The 15,321-nt window shown below is 71.6% G+C and carries 12 protein-coding genes; 6 read left to right on the forward strand and 6 right to left on the reverse strand.

Going from position 1 to position 15,321, the window contains the following annotated elements:
* The first annotated feature begins 6 nt into the window (after window positions 1–6).
* The gene (locus tag OG357_RS15960) at window positions 7–474 is read left to right on the forward strand and encodes a VOC family protein (RefSeq protein ID WP_329621773.1); all 468 of its coding nucleotides are present in this window, start codon (window positions 7–9) and stop codon (window positions 472–474) included.
* Between the two features lie 9 nt (window positions 475–483).
* On the opposite strand, the gene OG357_RS15965 is transcribed toward OG357_RS15960, so the two are convergent.
* Entirely contained in the window at window positions 484–981 is a 498-nt protein-coding gene (locus OG357_RS15965; protein ID WP_329621774.1) for a DUF1203 domain-containing protein, read from the reverse strand.
* A 1,259-nt stretch (window positions 982–2,240) separates the two neighbouring features.
* Here OG357_RS15965 and OG357_RS15970 point away from each other — a divergent pair.
* A complete protein-coding gene (locus OG357_RS15970; RefSeq protein WP_329621775.1) occupies window positions 2,241–3,542 on the forward strand; it encodes a M28 family metallopeptidase in 1,302 nt (433 codons plus the stop codon).
* Between the two features lie 75 nt (window positions 3,543–3,617).
* On the opposite strand, the gene OG357_RS15975 is transcribed toward OG357_RS15970, so the two are convergent.
* Window positions 3,618–4,823: a LolA family protein gene (locus tag OG357_RS15975; protein ID WP_329621776.1), complete on the reverse strand. Its 1,206-nt coding sequence runs from the start codon at window positions 4,821–4,823 to the stop codon at window positions 3,618–3,620.
* Between the two features lie 167 nt (window positions 4,824–4,990).
* The gene (locus tag OG357_RS15980; RefSeq protein ID WP_329621777.1) at window positions 4,991–6,001 is read right to left on the reverse strand and encodes a polyprenyl synthetase family protein; all 1,011 of its coding nucleotides are present in this window, start codon (window positions 5,999–6,001) and stop codon (window positions 4,991–4,993) included.
* Window positions 6,002–6,199: 198 nt separating this feature from the next.
* Here OG357_RS15980 and OG357_RS15985 point away from each other — a divergent pair, with 198 nt between their 5' ends.
* Window positions 6,200–7,705, forward strand: coding sequence for a peptide MFS transporter (locus tag OG357_RS15985; RefSeq protein ID WP_329621778.1), 1,506 nt, complete (start codon window positions 6,200–6,202; stop codon window positions 7,703–7,705).
* A gap of 9 nt (window positions 7,706–7,714) precedes the next feature.
* On the forward strand, window positions 7,715–9,721 hold the full coding sequence (locus OG357_RS15990; protein WP_329621779.1) for a CocE/NonD family hydrolase: 2,007 nt from the start codon (window positions 7,715–7,717) through the stop codon (window positions 9,719–9,721).
* Between the two features lie 66 nt (window positions 9,722–9,787).
* Here the strand turns inward: OG357_RS15990 and OG357_RS15995 are convergent, their stop codons facing one another.
* On the reverse strand, window positions 9,788–11,155 hold the full coding sequence (locus OG357_RS15995; protein WP_329621780.1) for an LPXTG cell wall anchor domain-containing protein: 1,368 nt from the start codon (window positions 11,153–11,155) through the stop codon (window positions 9,788–9,790).
* A 292-nt stretch (window positions 11,156–11,447) separates the two neighbouring features.
* On the opposite strand from OG357_RS15995, the gene fahA reads away from it, so the two are divergent.
* Window positions 11,448–12,674, forward strand: a complete 1,227-nt coding sequence (fahA, locus tag OG357_RS16000; protein ID WP_329621781.1) for a fumarylacetoacetase — start codon at window positions 11,448–11,450, stop codon at window positions 12,672–12,674.
* Between the two features lie 30 nt (window positions 12,675–12,704).
* Here the strand turns inward: fahA and OG357_RS16005 are convergent, their stop codons facing one another.
* Window positions 12,705–13,550: a dioxygenase family protein gene (locus tag OG357_RS16005; RefSeq protein WP_329621782.1), complete on the reverse strand. Its 846-nt coding sequence runs from the start codon at window positions 13,548–13,550 to the stop codon at window positions 12,705–12,707.
* Between the two features lie 45 nt (window positions 13,551–13,595).
* On the reverse strand, window positions 13,596–14,534 hold the full coding sequence (locus OG357_RS16010) for a helix-turn-helix domain-containing protein (protein ID WP_329621783.1): 939 nt from the start codon (window positions 14,532–14,534) through the stop codon (window positions 13,596–13,598).
* Window positions 14,535–14,760: 226 nt separating this feature from the next.
* Here OG357_RS16010 and OG357_RS16015 point away from each other — a divergent pair, with 226 nt between their 5' ends.
* Window positions 14,761–15,309, forward strand: a complete 549-nt coding sequence (locus OG357_RS16015; protein WP_329621784.1) for a hypothetical protein — start codon at window positions 14,761–14,763, stop codon at window positions 15,307–15,309.
* Window positions 15,310–15,321: the final 12 nt, after the last annotated feature.

Raw genomic sequence — 15,321 nt, forward strand, 5'->3', positions numbered from 1 at the left:
AGTTACATGAAGCCCATCCATTGGAAGCTTGTCCTCGACGCCGCCGACCCGCACGCCCAGGCCGTCTTCTGGGCCGCCGCACTCGGCTACGCGGAGGAGAACCACGACGCCCTCATCCGGCGCCTCCTCGACCTCGGGGCCGCCCAGCCCGAGCAGACCGTGACCGTCCACGAGGGCACGGACCACGAGCGCCTCGGCTGGCGCGACCTCGCCGCCGTCCGCCACCCGGACGACCCCCAGGACCCGGCGACGGGCGGCGGGCTCGGCCGGCGCCTCCTCATCCAGCGCGTCCCGGAACCCAAGACCGTCAAGAACCGGCTCCACCTCGACCTCCACCCGGACCCGGGCACCCGCGAGGCCGAGGTCACCCGCCTGGAGGCGCTCGGCGCGACGGTCCTGCGCCGGGTGGACGAACCGTCCGGGTCCTGGACGGTCATGGCCGACCCGGAGGGCAACGAGTTCTGCGTGCATTGAGGGCCGAGGTCAGGGCCTGCGCACCTCGAAGTGGAAGCAGCCGTACTCCACGGCGCGGACGTGCACGAGAACGACGGCCGGGTCGGCGAAGGCCTCCTCGAAGGCCTGCTCGAAGCCTTCGCCGGGAGCTTCGGGCAGCTCCAGGAGCCGCCCGCCGGCGATCCGGCCCTCCGCGTCGTACCGCCGGACGGTCCGCAGCGCCCCGGCCCGCTCGAAGGGGTACGCCTCCGAGGACCCGGGGCCGCCGCACTCCTCGGCGTGCACGAAGACGGGCCCCTGCTCGTCGTACGCTCCCGGCTCGACCCCACCCTCGGCCGCCCAGCGCCGCAGCGGCGCGTACGAGACGAGCGCGATCCGCTCCCCGGCGACGGAGAGCCGCAGACAGCAGCGCAGAGGACTCCCGCCCTCGGCGTCGACGAACGGCACACAGGGCTGCCCGGCATCGTCGGTGACGCGCAACTGGGCGTGGACGGCGGGCGAGATGGCGCGGGCGAGGTAGATGCTCATGGGCCCAGCGTCACGCGGCACGGCAAAGGCCGCTGGCGGAATTCGGACGGGGCGCTCGGGGCGGGGGCGAGGCTCTGGGGGTGGGCCTGCTTCGTGGGCTTCTGGTGGGGCCGCCCTCTTTCCGAGAGTCGCAGCTTCCACCACCGCGTCAAGGGCGCCTGCGGCGTCGCGATGCGATGGCCTACGGCCACCCTTGACCCGGCGCCGGAAGCTGCGCAAAAACTCTCGGAGGGCGGTCCGGGGCCGGGGTCACGCGGGGGCTTCGGGCATCGGCGGGGGCTGGAGGGCGCCCGGCGGGCCGGTGGGGTGGGGCTTGGTTCGTAGCCGGGGCGGGCGGACATCTTCCGGTGGGTTCGGGGTGCGCGGCCGTTGAATGGGGCAGCCGGGCCTGGCTAAGCGGCGAACGTCCGTCCCTTGGCGGGGATTCAGGCCCGGCTGGTCACTCCCGGCGGGTGGAGAGGTGACTAACGTGCAGCTACTCCGAGTAACAGCCCCCGAGATAACCCCCAAAGGGCGTACATCGCCCTTATCGGGCGGAGAAAGTGCACCAATGTCTCACCGCCAGCCGCCAGCCGCCAGCCGCCTCAGCCCCGACCACGCACCGCCCTCCGTCCACGACCGGCTGCCCAGCGCCTACCACCCACCGGGAGTGACCAGCGGGGCCTGAATCCCCAACTCCCCACCGGCCGCGACCCGCTAAGCGCCGCCCGGCTGCCCCATTCAACAACCGCGAACCCCGCACCAACCCCCACAGACACACCCGGCCCCGCCACTAACCAAGCCCCACCCCACCGGCCCGCCACACGCCATCCCGACCCCCGCCAATGCCCGGGCCCCCGCGTGGCCACGCCCCGGCCGCCCTCCGAGAGGTCTTTCGCTCCTGGAGCCGCCGGGTCAAGGGTGGCCGTAGGCCATCGCATCGCGACGCCGTAGGCGCCCTTGACGCGGTGGTGGAAGGTGCGACTCTCGGAAAGAGGGCGGCCGCACCAGAAGCCCACCGGAAACGCCCACCCCCAGCACCCCTGCGGGCCCACCGGCACCCCCAACCCCCGGCGTCCCGCCCCGGGTTCGCTCAGCGAACGCACCTGACCGGTTTCCGCTCTTGACGCGGAGTCAAACTCTCACTGAACATTCAGCACGCACAGCAGAACAACTGAACACCGCACATGCACTCGCACAGCTCCAGCGCCTCGTGGCACCCACGCCCGAGGCGTCTCGCACGTTCCGTCCCATCCCCGTTCGGAATCCGGAGCCCCCACATGAACATCTCCGTGCCCAGACGCGTCACCGCGGTCGCCGCTCTCGCGGCCCTCGCGCTCGCCGGTCTCACCGGTACCGCCGGCGCCGAGTCGCAGGCGGCCGCCGCCGCCCCCGACATCCCCCTGGCCAACGTCAAGCAGCACTTGACGGACCTTCAGTCGATCGCCACCGCCAACGGCGGCAACCGCGCCCACGGCCGTACCGGCTACAAGGCGTCCATCGACTTCGTGAAGGCCAAGCTCGACGCCGCCGGATACACCACCACCATCCAGCAGTTCACCTCCAGCGGCGCCACCGGCTACAACCTCATCGCCGACTGGCCGGGCGGCGACCCGAACCAGGTCCTGATGGCCGGCGCGCACCTCGACTCGGTCAGCTCGGGCGCCGGCATCAACGACAACGGCTCCGGCTCCGCCGCCGTCCTGGAGACGGCCCTCGCGGTCGCCCGCTCCGGCTACCAGCCCTCCAAGCACCTGCGGTTCGGCTGGTGGGGCGCGGAGGAGCTCGGTCTCGTCGGCTCGAAGTACTACGTCAGCCAGCTGCCGACCGCCGAGCGCGCGAAGGTCTCCGGCTACCTCAACTTCGACATGATCGGGTCGCCCAACCCGGGCTACTTCGTCTACGACGACGACCCGGCCATCGAGCAGACCTTCAAGAGCTACTTCGCGGGTCTCGGCGTCCCCACCGAGATCGAGACCGAGGGCGACGGCCGCTCGGACCACGCCTCGTTCAAGAACGTCGGCATACCCGTCGGCGGTCTGTTCACGGGCGCGAGCCGGGTCAAGACCAGTGCCCAGGTGTCGAAGTGGGGCGGTACGGCCACGGCCTTCGACCGCTGCTACCACTCGTCGTGCGACAACACGTCGAACATCAACGACACCGCCCTCGACCGCAACAGCGACGCGGTCGCGCACGCGATCTGGGCGCTGTCCGGCACGAGCACCCCGCCCACGGGCACGGTCTTCGAGAACACGGCCGACGTCTCCGTCCCGGACAACGGCGCCGCGGTCACCTCGACGGTCAACGTCACCGGCGTCGCCGGCAACGCCCCGAGCACTCTCGCCGTCGGTGTGAACATCGTCCACACCTACCGCGGTGACCTCGTCGTCGATCTCGTCGCCCCGGACGGCTCGGTCTACAGCCTGAGCAACCGGTCCGGCGGCAGCGCCGACAACATCGTCCAGACCTTCACCGTGAACGCCTCCTCCGAGGTCGCGAACGGCGCCTGGAAGCTCCGCGTCCAGGACAAGGCCTCGGCCGACACCGGCTACATCAACAGCTTCAAGCTGACGTTCCCGTAAGGCGCAGGACGCAAGAAACTCCCGGGTGGGTCGGTGACCATCGCCCCCGACCCGCCCGGGGTCCCAACCTGACGGTTACTTACCGGCGTTGGCCGCGTCCACCAGCGCGTCCTGCGTCACCGCGCCGACGTAGACCTTGCCGTCGTCGGTGAGCAGCGCGTTCACCAGCTTCGTCTTGAAGACGGTGCCCGAGCCGAACTTCCCGGTGACCTTGTCGCCGAAGGAGTCCAGGAGCCCCTGGATCTCCTTCGGCGCCTCGTCCGTCTTCGGGGCCGGGGCGCCTGAGTCGAGCTTCGCGATCGTCGTCCAGCCCTCGCCGATGACGTTCAGGCCACCGCCCGTCCCGAGGTCGCCGAAGCCGGGGAGGCCGCCGAGCTCGCCGCCGAACTCCTTCTCGAAGTCCTTCCCGAAGTCCTCGGGCTTCTCCGACCCCGCGCCCTTCTCCGCGGCGCCCTCGGTCACCTTCGCGCCCTCGGGGACCTTGAAGTCGAAGTCCGAGGCGGCCGGCTTGCCGAAGTCGACCTTCGTGAAGCCCGCGTCGACGACCGGCTTGCCGCCCTCGACCGAGGCGAGGGTGAACTTGAGCGGGGTGCCGTTCGCCGCGTCCACGGCGATCTTGATCGACTCGACCGTCGAGCCGGACTGCTTCGGCTTGATCATCAGCTGGTACGCGTCCCGGCCGGCGACCTTGGCCGTGCCGTCGACGGTGATCGACGTGGTGTCGCCGGCCGCCTTCAGGACCTCGTCGGCGAGCTGCTTGGGCGTGGTCGGGAGCTCCTTCGAGGGCGTCTCGCCCTTCTCGCCCTTCTCCCCGGCGCCTGCGGGGGCCTTCTCGTGGAAGACCTCCTTGGACTTGCTGTCGTACGCCCAGACGTCGTCGCCGTTGTGGATCAGGCTGTACTCGTCGGAGCCGTCCAGCAGCGTCAGCTTCTGGCGGTCGGGGCCGTCGGCGGCCACGCGCAGCGTGTGGGTGCCGGAGACGAGCTCGGTGAGCTTCTCCGTGGGGTCCGCCGAGGAGGAGCCGCCGCCACCGCCGGCCAGCGCGCCGAGGTCGGCCAGGCCGCCGACGGGCAGGCCGAGGTCGGTGGAGATCCTGAAGGTGCCGGACAGGGTCTGGGTGTCCGAGGCGGCGATCTTCTCGATGAGCTGCTGGGCCGTGATCTCCGGGAGGTCCGGGTCACCGGACGCCGCGAGTGCCGGGACGAGCCCGATGGTCGCCGCGGCCACTCCTGCCACCGCGATCGGGACGATGAACCGGCTCGCCTTACGGGTGTCTGCCATGGTCTCCGCTTCCTCCGTGCTGCGCCCTGTGGTCGATGACTCCATCTGACCAAATCGGGGGCATAGAAGCGTCAGCCCCCGGGATCAACCTCGCGTACTGCTTCGGGATGACCCCACCCTGAGATTCCCTCACCCGCCCGGTTGACCCCTCGGCGTCCGCCGGGCCCTCAGCCCGCGCGGTGGACCACCGCGTCGCACATCTCCTGGAGCGCCGCCTTCGCGTACCCGTCGGGCAGCGGCGCCAGCATGGCGCGTGCCTCCTCCGCGTACCGCACGGTGTCCCGCCGGGCCTGCTCCAGGGCCGGGTGGACGCGGAGCCGCCGCAGGACCTCGGCGTGCCGGTCGTCGTCCGTCAGGTCGCTGTCGACGAGGGCGACGAGCTCGACGTCCTCCGGGCGGCCGTGGGCGGCCGCCGCGGCCCGCAGGTGGAGGACGGGCAGTGTCGGGATGCCCTCGCGGAGGTCGATGCCGGGGGTCTTGCCGGACTCGTGGGAGTCGGAGGTGATGTCGAGGACGTCGTCGGCGAGCTGGAAGGCGACGCCGAGCCGCTCCCCGTACTGGGTGAGGATGTCGACGACGCTCTCGTCGGCGCCGGACATCATCGCGCCGAAGCGGCAGGAGACGGCGACGAGCGAGCCGGTCTTGCCGCCGAGGACGTCGAGGTAGTGCTCGACGGGGTCGCGGCCGTCGGTCGGTCCCGCGGTCTCCAGGATCTGGCCGGTCACGAGCCGTTCGAACGCCTCGGACTGGATCCGTACGGCATCGGGGCCGAGGTCCGCGAGCGTGTGCGAGGCGCGGGCGAAGAGGAAGTCACCCGTGAGGACGGCGATCGAGTTGCCCCAGCGCGTGTTGGCGCTCGGTACTCCGCGCCGGACGTCGGCCTCGTCCATGACGTCGTCGTGGTAGAGCGTGGCCAGGTGGGTGAGCTCGACGACCACGGCGGAGGGCACGACGCCCGGCGCGTAGGGGTCGCCGAACTGGGCGGAGAGCATCACGAGCAGGGGGCGGAACCGCTTGCCGCCGGCCAGGACGAGATGCTGCGCGGCCTCCGTGATGAAGGGGACATCGCTCTTGGTGGCGTCCAGGAGGCCCGCCTCCACAGCCGCCAACCCGGTCTGGACATCGGCCTCAAGAGCCTGGTCCCGCACGCTAAGACCGAACGGCCCGACGACGGTCACGAGGGGGTCTCCTGTCTGCTGACGCCTGCTGACGATCACACGGATTGTTCACATGGACTGTTGACGATCACATGGATTGTCGATGTGTCGCTCGATTCACTCAAGCCAGCGTATCCGGTCACCTTTCGATCACCGTGGGCGCCTTCCCGTCACCCCCGGTATGTTCGGGATCAGCTCATACGACCAGGAGTAGGCGTTTTGTCCCGAACAACGATCGATACGGAACCGAACGGCGAGCAGCCGCCCCCGGAGGACGACCACGCGTTCCTCGGCCATCCCCGGGGACTGCTGACCCTCTCGGGCCTGGAGGTCTGGGAGCGGTTCTCGTTCCTCGGCATGCAGGCGATCCTCGTCCTCTACTTCGCCGCGAGCGTCGCCGACGGCGGCCTCGGCATGGACTCCGGCACCGCCGCCTCGGTCTCCGCCGCCTACGGCACGCTCGTCTACCTCGTCTCGGTGGCCGGCGGCTGGCTCGCCGACCGCATCCTCGGCTCGTACCGCGCCGTCCTCTGGGGCGGCATCCTCATCGCCTGCGGCCACTACGCGATGGCCGTGCCGACCGCCGCCATGACCTGGGTGGGCCTCGGCCTGATCAGCGCCGGCACCGGCCTCCTCAAGCCGAACGTGGCCACCATGGTCGGCAAGCTGTACCGCACGGACGACGACCGCCGCGACGCCGGTTTCGCCCTCTACTACATGGCGATCAACATCGGCGCCTTCGCCGGCCCGCTGATCACCGGCTGGCTCGCCGACCACAAGGGCTACCACTGGGGCTTCTCGGCCGCCGCGATCGGCATGACCTTCGGCCTGATCCAGTACGTGGCGGGCCGCCGTCACCTGGCCGGGCGCAAGCACGCCGCCGAGTTCGCGCTCGCCCCGGACGCCATGCGCCGGGCCGTCCGGGCGATCGTCGTCGGGGCGGTCGTGACGGCCCTCGTCGCCGTGGCGCTCGCCCTCACGGGCTGGCTCACCATGGACCGGTTCGTGGACGTGCTGACCCTGATCTCGGTCATCGCGCCCGTCGTCTTCTTCTGGGTGATGTTCAGGAGCCCCCGGGTCACGGCCGAGGAGCGCGGCCGCCTCAAGCCGTACATCGTGCTGTTCCTGGCGTCGGTGGTGTTCAACTTCATCCTCTTCCAGGCGTACTCGACGATGATCCTGCTCGCCTCCACCAACGCCCGCACGACCATCCTCGGCTTCGACTTCCCCGCCAGCTGGTACGCCTCCGCCCTCGGCGCCTTCGAGGTCCTCCTGGCCCCCGTCGTGGCCGCCGTCTGGGCCCGGATGGGCCACAACCAGCCGCACGCCTCCAACAAGATCGCCTTCGGCGTGATCCTCGGCGGTCTCTCCTTCCTCCTGATGGTCCTGCCGACCTCCGGGCACGCCGACGACACCTACCAGATGGCCGCCTGGTGGATCGTCGGCTCGTACCTGCTGCTCGGCCTCGGCGACGTCCTCCTGGAGACCTCCGGGATGTCCGCCACGAGCAAGCTCGCCCCGAAGGCCTTCAGCAGCCAGACCATGTCGCTGTGGTTCCTGTCGCTCGCGCTCGCCAACGGCATCCAGGCCCAGACCGTGAAGCTCTACGACGACGTGTCCAAGCCCGTGTACTTCGGCGTGAACGGCGCCGTCGCCGTCGCGGTCGGCCTCGTCGTGATCGCCCTGGCGCCCTGGCTGCGCCGCACCATGCACCCCGTCCACTGAGGTGACCTGATGACGAAGCCGAAGATCCGTACCGACTTCCCGTACGAGACCCGCCACGAGGACGTCCGCATCCCCCTCCCGGACGGCACGAAGCTGTACGCCCGGATCTGGCGCCCGGTCACCGAGGAGCCCGTACCGGCCCTCCTGGAGTACCTGCCGTACCGCCTCAGCGACTGGACCGCGCCCCGCGACTGGCAGCGCCACCCCTGGTACGCGGGCCACGGCTACGCCTCCGTACGGGTCGACGTCCGCGGCCACGGCAACAGCGAGGGCCTCCCCGGCGACGAGTACGACGCCGTCGAGCTCGCCGACGGCGTGGCCGTCGTGAACTGGCTCGCCGAGCAGCCCTGGTGCTCGGGCAAGGTCGGCATGTTCGGCATCTCCTGGGGCGGCTTCAACTCGCTCCAGATCGCCGCCCTCGCCCCCGAACCCCTCAAGGCCATCGTCACCGTCTGCTCCACCGACGACCGGTACGACAACGACGTCCACTACATGGGCGGCTCGGTCCTCGGCGTCGACATGCACGCCTGGGCGGCCACCATGCTCGCCTTCGTCTGCCGGCCGCCCGACCCGCGGTACGTGGGCGAGGAGTGGCGCGAGCGGTGGCTGAAGCGTCTGGAGGCCGTGGACCCGCTCATCCACACCTGGCTCGCCCACCAGACCCGCGACGCGTACTGGCGGCACGGCAGCGTCTGCGAGGACTACTCCGCCATCGGGGCCGCCGTCCTCGCCGTGGGCGGCTGGCACGACCCGTACCGCGACACCGTGCTGCGGCTCGCCCAGCACCTCCCCCAGGACCGGGTGCGCGGCATCATCGGCCCCTGGTCCCACCAGTACCCGGACCGCGGCCTGCCGCCGGGACCCGCCATCGGCTTCCTCCAGGAGACCCTGCGCTGGTGGGACCACCACCTCAAGGGCGTCGAGAACGACGTGATGGCCGAGCCGCTGCTGCGCACCTGGATCAGCGAGTCGCACCCGCCGGCCACCGTGTACGAGGAGCTGCCGGGCCGCTGGGTCACCGACCCCGCCTGGCCCTCCCCGAACGTCACCCCCGTCACGTACGCCTTCCAGGGCGCCCCCCTCGTGGTCGACTCCCCGCAGCAGACCGGCATCGACGCCGGCCGGTTCTTCCCCTTCGGCAACGACGCCGACCTGCCGCCGGACCAGCGCGACGAGGACGCCCACTCCGCCTGCTTCGACTTCGCCGTCCCCGAGGACGGCGGCCCGATCGAGATCCTCGGCCGCCCGTCCGTCAGCCTCGCCCTGCGCGCGGACGCCCCCACCGGCCAGGTCGTCGCCCGGCTCTGCGACATCGCCCCCGACGGCTCCTCCACGCTCGTCACGCGCGGCGCGCTGAACTTCTCCGCCCGCTACGGCCGCGACCGGGCCGTGGAGGCGCAGGTCGGCGAGTGGGAGAGCTTCGTCTTCGAGCTGAACGGCATCGGGCACACCTTCCCGCCCGGCCACCGGGTGCGGCTCGCGGTCTCCTCCGCGTACTGGCCGTGGATCTGGCCGCAACCGGACGCGAAGGGCTTCACGCTCGACCCGGCGGGCTCCTCCCTCACCCTGCCGGTACGCCGCCACACGGAGGACGCCGTCGAGTGGGAGGAGCCGGAGCAGTCCGAGCCGCTGGGCGTCGCCTACCCGCGCACCCTGGAGGAGCCGCGCCCGGAGCGGGTCGTGGTGCGGGACGTGGCGAAGGGCGAGTGGAAGCTGGAGGTCGACCCGAAGTACGGGGGCACGCGGGTGTACCCGGACGGTCTGGAGTTCACCGAGGACGCGGTGGAGACGTACACGATCGAGGAGGGCGACCCGCTGTCCGCGCGGACGCTCTCGGAGTGGTCGATCCGGCTGCACCGGCCCGAGATGGCCTGGGACGTCACGGTCGACACGCGCTCGGAGATCTCCTGCGACGCGGACGCCTTCCACACCGAGAACGAGGTGGTGTGCAAGGAGGACGGCGAGGTCGTCTTCCACCACACGTGGGAGAAGAGCATCCCGCGCACGGCGGGCTGAGGACGGCTGCCGGACACGCGCGAAGGCGCCCGCACCGGGGTCGGTGCGGGCGCCTTCTCTCTGGACTTACGCGTTCGCGCCGGCCTTGCGGCGGCGGGCGAGGACGAACGCGCCGGCGCCCAGGGCGACGGCCCCGGCGGCGGCGAGGCCGAGCGGCAGGGTGTCGTTCGCACCGGTGGCGGCGAGGGCGCCGTTGTTCACCGCGGTGTTCGACGAGCCGCCCTGCTGGGTGGTGTTGCCGTTGCCCGTGGAGGTGACGGTCGGCGCCGGGGTGGGCGTCGTCGTCGACGGGGACGGCTCCGGGGTGGGCTTGGTCGTCGCCGAGGTGGGCTTCGGGGTCGGCTTGTCGCCCTTGGCCGCGACGATCTCGAAGTCGGCGGTCGCGTACTCCTCGCCGAGACCGCAGCTGCCGTCGTTGTTCTCGTACGCGCCGACGGCGAAGGCGACACCGGGGCCGGCCGGGGTCTCGTCGTCGAGGGTGAGGCGCAGCTTCACGTCGGCGGAGCCGCCCTTGACGAGGTCGCCGATCTCGATGGCGTCGAACTCCTTGGTGATCGGCGTCCACTCCAGGACGTCGGCCGAGGACCACTCGATGGAGATGTACTCCTTGTAGAACCCGGACTCCTCGTCGAAGGGCGCCTCGCCGTCGGGCAGGGCCGCCGCGTAGGCGAGGGCCTCGACCTCGTCGAGGGTCCGGTCGGAGGTGTTGCTGACGCGCAGCGAGAAGATCGCGCTGGTGCCGGCGGTGACCGACTTCGGGCCGCTGAGGGCGACCTTGACGGCGTCGTCCTCGTAGCAGTCGCCGAGGCCCTTCTCGAAGGCTTCCAGGGCCTCTTCCGCGTCGGCGAGGTCCTGCTCGGCCACCACGATGTCGGCGGCGAGCAGGCTGGCCTTCTGGGCGAGGGCGACCCGCGCGTTCTGGAAGGCGGTCTCCGCGTTCTTCAGGCGGAGGTCGGCCGCGGTCTTGGTGGCGGCTGCGGCCTCGACGGCGGTCTTCGCGGCGGTGACGGCCTGCTCGGCCGTCGCGATCTCCTCCGGGGTGGCGGTGCTGCCGGTCTCCTTCAGCTTCGCCAGGGCCTCCTCGGCGGTGACGAGCGCCGCGTCGGCGGTGGCCTTCGCGGTCTTGGCGGCCTCGACGGCGGCCGTGGCCGCGGCGAGCTCGGTCTTCACGGCCTCGCCGACATTGCCGTCCCTGAGGTCCTGCACGACGGCCTTGCGCTGGGTCTCCAGCTCGTCGAGCTTGGCCTCCGCGTCGGCGACGGCCTTCTCCAGCTCCTCGTACGAGGGCTTCTCGTCCTCGTCGTCGGTCGCGGGCTTCTGCGTCGACGCGGGCGACGGCTTGGTGTCGGCGAACGCCGGCGCGGCGGAGAGGAAGACGACCGGGGTGGTCACGGCGGCGGCCACGGCGGTCGCGAGGATGCGACGAATCTTCACAGTGTGGACCCTTTTTCCTGGTCAAGGAAGATGAAAAGAGCGTGTTGGGGCGTGCCTCCGCGGGGACTTCACGCGGCGCGACGCCACCGCGATCGTAGGGCTCGGGGGGCGTTCGCGGGAGGGCTGTTTCCGCAGTTCGGGACGGGTGTCTCGACGGATCTCGGCCACATACCGCACGAATGCGGACGGTTGCCCACGGAGGCCGCACTTTCTGTGTGATCCATGTCATCAGCGCCCGGCGGCGGGCCCCGTAACGTGTCCCCCACACACGTGGAAAGCGAGGCACGCACAGATGTCCGAGCACAGCCCGCTCGACCTGGCCGAGGGCGATCCCTTCGGCCCGCACAACCTCCCGTACGGCGTCTTCTCGACCGCCGACGAGCCCGGGCGGCGCCGGCTCGGCGTCCGGATCGGCGGGCACGTGCTGGACGCGGGCGCCGCGGCGCACGCGCTCGGCTCGCCCTATGCGGCGCTGCTCGCCCAGCCGAGCCTGAACCCGCTGCTCGCGGCCGGGCGGACCGCCTGGCGCGACGTCCGCCGGGCGCTCACGGCCTGGGTGACGGTGCCGGCGCACCGGGCGGACATCGAGCCGCTGCTGTACCCGCTGGACGGGGTGACGCTGCACCTGCCGTACGAGGTCGCGGACTACGTCGACTTCTACGCGAGCGAGCACCACGCGACGAACGTGGGCCGGATCTTCCGCCCGGACGGCGACGCCCTCACCCCCAACTGGAAGCATCTGCCGATCGGTTACCACGGTCGCGCGGGCACGGTCGTGGTCTCCGGCACCGATGTCGTACGCCCCTCCGGGCAGCGCAAGGCGCCGACGGACGCGGCCCCGGTCTTCGGGCCGTCCGTGAAGCTGGACATCGAGGCGGAGGTCGGCTTCCTCGTCGGCACCCCGTCGGAGCTGGGCCGGCCGGTCGCGCTCGGCGACTTCCAGGAGCACGTCTTCGGCCTGTCGCTGCTCAACGACTGGTCGGCGCGGGACATCCAGGCCTGGGAGTACGTGCCGCTCGGCCCGTTCCTCGGCAAGTCGTTCCAGACGTCGGTCGCGGCGTGGGTGACGCCCCTGGAGGCGCTGGACGCCGCCCGGACGGCCCCGCCGGCGCGGGACTTCCCGCTGCTTCCGTACCTGGACGACGCGGCCGCGGAGGAGCCGGGCGGCTTCGACGTGCGGATCACGGTGGAGATCAACGGCGAGGCCGTGGCCGAGCCGCCGTTCTCCACCATGTACTGGACGGCGGCCCAGCAGCTCGCCCACATGACGGTGAACGGCGCCTCGCTGCGCACGGGTGACCTGTACGGCTCCGGGACGGTCTCCGGGCCCGAGGTGGGCCAGCGCGGCTCGCTGCTCGAACTCACCTGGAACGGCCGGGACGCGCTCGAACTGGCCGGTGGCAAGCGGACGTTCCTGGAGGACGGCGACGAGGTCGTGCTCACGGCCTGGGCGCCGGGCCCGGACGGTACGCGGGTGGGTCTCGGCGAGGTCCGGGGCCGGATCGCTCCTTCCGCCTGAGCCGTCTGAGCCGCCTGATCCGTACGGCCGTCAGCGCACCCGCCACAGCGCGGGGACGTTCGGCGGCTCCCAGCCGGCCTGGGCCGTGTGTGCCTGGAGGCACGCGTAGCCCAGGCCGCCGTACGTGACGGAGTCCCCGGCCCGGTAGGCGGTCCCGGCGGCCCAGGTCCCGCCGGGAGACCCCGTCGGAGTCGCCGTCGGAGTCGCCGTCGGAGTCGCCGTCGGGCTCGGTCCGGGGTCCTGCGGCACGTTCAGGACGAAGTCGAAGGCGGCCTCCCGGGCTCCGCCCGCGTCCCGGACGGTCATGAGCAGCCGCGGGTCGAAGATGCTGTCGGTGTTGTTGCGGGGTTCGTTCGGGAAGTACAGCTGCGTGGTGAGCACGGGCCGGCCGGGGGCCTGGAGCTTGACGTGGAGGTGCCGGGTGCGGCCGGGGTAGAGGCCGGGCACGATCGTGGTGAGCTTGAAGGCGCCCTGTGCGTCGGTGAACTGGTGGCCGCGGAAGCGGAATCCCGAGTTGTCGTAGGCACCGTTGGTGTCGGCCTGCCAGAAGTCGAGCAGGACGCCCGGTATCGGCCGGCAGGCGAGTCCGAAGACGTAGCCGCTGACGGTCAGCCGGACACCGACCGTGCCGGACTCCAACAGGCTCGTCCGCAGCGGCGAGTTCGGCTTGAAGTACGGGCCCTCGGTCTGCGGCACGGTCGGGTCGTCGCCGTCGTCGCACTCCGGGGTGAGCGCGGGCGCCGCCTCGCCGGCGGTGAGGGTTCGGGCGAGCGCCGGGACGCCCATGAGCACCGCGGGCGCCGCCATGCCGGCGGCGAGCGCGGCGCGCAGCACCGCCTTGCGGGTGACGTGCCCGGTACTGGTTTCGTGGTCCATGCCTGCTCCTCCTGCGGGGGCGGGGTGGCGGGGATGGCAACGAACCTAGGGGCGCGGGCCGTCGACTTCGAGGGACGGAACACGGCGGTCGTGGTGTTTTCGGAAGTCCCCGGGGCTGTGGCCGGTCTCGCGGCGGAAGAAGCGGCAGGAGTACGCGGGATCGTCGAAGCCGACCCGGGCCGCGACCTGGCGGATCGTCAATCCGGTGCCGACGAGGAGTCGTTGTGCCTCGCGGGTGCGGGCCTCGCGGAGCAGGGCGCCGGGGGTGCGGCCGGTGGCGGCCCGTACGGCCTCGGTGAGGTAGCCGGGGGTGACCCCGATCCGCTCGGCGCACTCCCGTACGGACCGGTGGTCCGCCCCGGCGGGGGTGATCAGGCGGGCGAACTCCCCGGCGACGGTACCGAATCGGCCGGCCGGTGCTTCGGCCGTACACGTGGTCTCGGGCCCCGGGAGACGCGCCGTCCGGACGAGGAGGACGCGCAGCAGGGACCGCAGGACCGTGGCGAAGCCGGCGGCGCCGTGCCCGTACTCCCCGGCGAGTTCGGCCATCAGCCCGGTGGTACGGGCGTGGGTGGGCCCGTCGAGGGTGAGCCAGGGGCGCTCGCCGAGGCGGCGCAGCAGGTCCCGGTCGCCGGGGTGGTCGAGGAGGAAGTCCTCGGTGAAGAGGACGACGGTGCCGTCCAGGCCGTGCGCGTCCTCCCAGTGGTGGACCTGGCCGGGCACGATCACGGCCAGGTGGGGCGGGCGGAGCTCCCAGCGGGCCAGGTCGACGACGTGGGCGCCGGTCCCCGCCGTCACGTGGACGATCTCGTAGAAGGTGTGGCGGTGCGGGAAGGCGGCCCTCGACAGGGGGCCGACGGCGTCGAAGCTTCCGGTGGCGAAGGGCACGTCGTCGGGGAGGCGCAGCTCCAGGCGGTGGACGGGCGGGTCGCCCGCCCGGGGAGCGGCGCAGGGAGTCCCTGGTAAGACGGTCGAGCCGCGCATCGTGACGCTTCCTCCCGGGTGAGTGGTACAGACCATTCGGGGCGGTTTCCACGATGACACGGGCACCTCCAATGGGTCACCCCCGCGTGCGGCACCCCTACCGGGAAGCCGATGCTGCTGGAGGCGGCGGGAACAGGGGAGAGTCCGCCCCCGTCAGGCGCCCCGCACGGGCGCGCTCCCCCCTCCCGAGGAGCACACCCACCTGTCCGCTCGACCCCGTCGTCTCATGGCCGCGCTCGCCCTGGCCGCCGTCGGATCGCTGGCCCTGGGAACGGCACCGGCCGCCGCGGTCTCGGCCGGGAAGCCGGTCACCGACTTCCCCCATCCGGGCCTGAAGAAGACCTACGACGCCACCGTGGCGTACAAGTCGGAACAGAAGGCCATCGACGACGGCTTCGAGCGCACCGACATGTGTGTGGTGGACGAGAGTCCGGAGAAGCTCGGCGGCATGGGCTACCACTACGTCAACCCGGCGAACATCGGCTCGACCGACCCGACGAAGCCCGCGTCGGTGCTGTACGCGAAGAACCACGAGACCGGCAAGCGCGAGCTGGTCGCCGTCGAGTGGGTCGTTCCCAACACGGGCCAGCCCAAGCCGCGTCTCTTCGACCACGACTTCGACGGTCCGGCCGTGATCGAGGGAGTCGGCGACGTCTACACGCTGCACGCGTGGATCTTCAAGAAGAACCCGAAGGGCGTCTTCACCGCGTACAACCCGCGGGTGCACTGCGCTTGCCCGGAGGACGCGGCCGCACCCGCGCCCACACATCCGTAGACAGACGAGGAG

It is taken from the genome of Streptomyces sp. NBC_01255 (genome assembly GCF_036226445.1).
GTDB lineage: Bacteria > Actinomycetota > Actinomycetes > Streptomycetales > Streptomycetaceae > Streptomyces.

Excerpts from the sequence above, each read along its gene's own strand:
- OG357_RS15960 (WP_329621773.1), top strand. The coding sequence starts at position 7 with ATGAAGCCCATCCATTGGAAGCTTGTCCTCGACGCCGCCGACCCGCAC.
- OG357_RS15965 (WP_329621774.1), bottom strand. The coding sequence starts at position 981 with ATGAGCATCTACCTCGCCCGCGCCATCTCGCCCGCCGTCCACGCCCAG.
- OG357_RS15970 (WP_329621775.1), top strand. The coding sequence starts at position 2,241 with ATGAACATCTCCGTGCCCAGACGCGTCACCGCGGTCGCCGCTCTCGCG.
- OG357_RS15975 (WP_329621776.1), bottom strand. The coding sequence starts at position 4,823 with ATGGCAGACACCCGTAAGGCGAGCCGGTTCATCGTCCCGATCGCGGTG.
- OG357_RS15990 (WP_329621779.1), top strand. The coding sequence starts at position 7,715 with ATGACGAAGCCGAAGATCCGTACCGACTTCCCGTACGAGACCCGCCAC.
- fahA (WP_329621781.1), top strand. The coding sequence starts at position 11,448 with ATGTCCGAGCACAGCCCGCTCGACCTGGCCGAGGGCGATCCCTTCGGC.
- OG357_RS16005 (WP_329621782.1), bottom strand. The coding sequence starts at position 13,550 with ATGGACCACGAAACCAGTACCGGGCACGTCACCCGCAAGGCGGTGCTG.
- OG357_RS16010 (WP_329621783.1), bottom strand. The coding sequence starts at position 14,534 with ATGCGCGGCTCGACCGTCTTACCAGGGACTCCCTGCGCCGCTCCCCGG.
- OG357_RS16015 (WP_329621784.1), top strand. The coding sequence starts at position 14,761 with ATGGCCGCGCTCGCCCTGGCCGCCGTCGGATCGCTGGCCCTGGGAACG.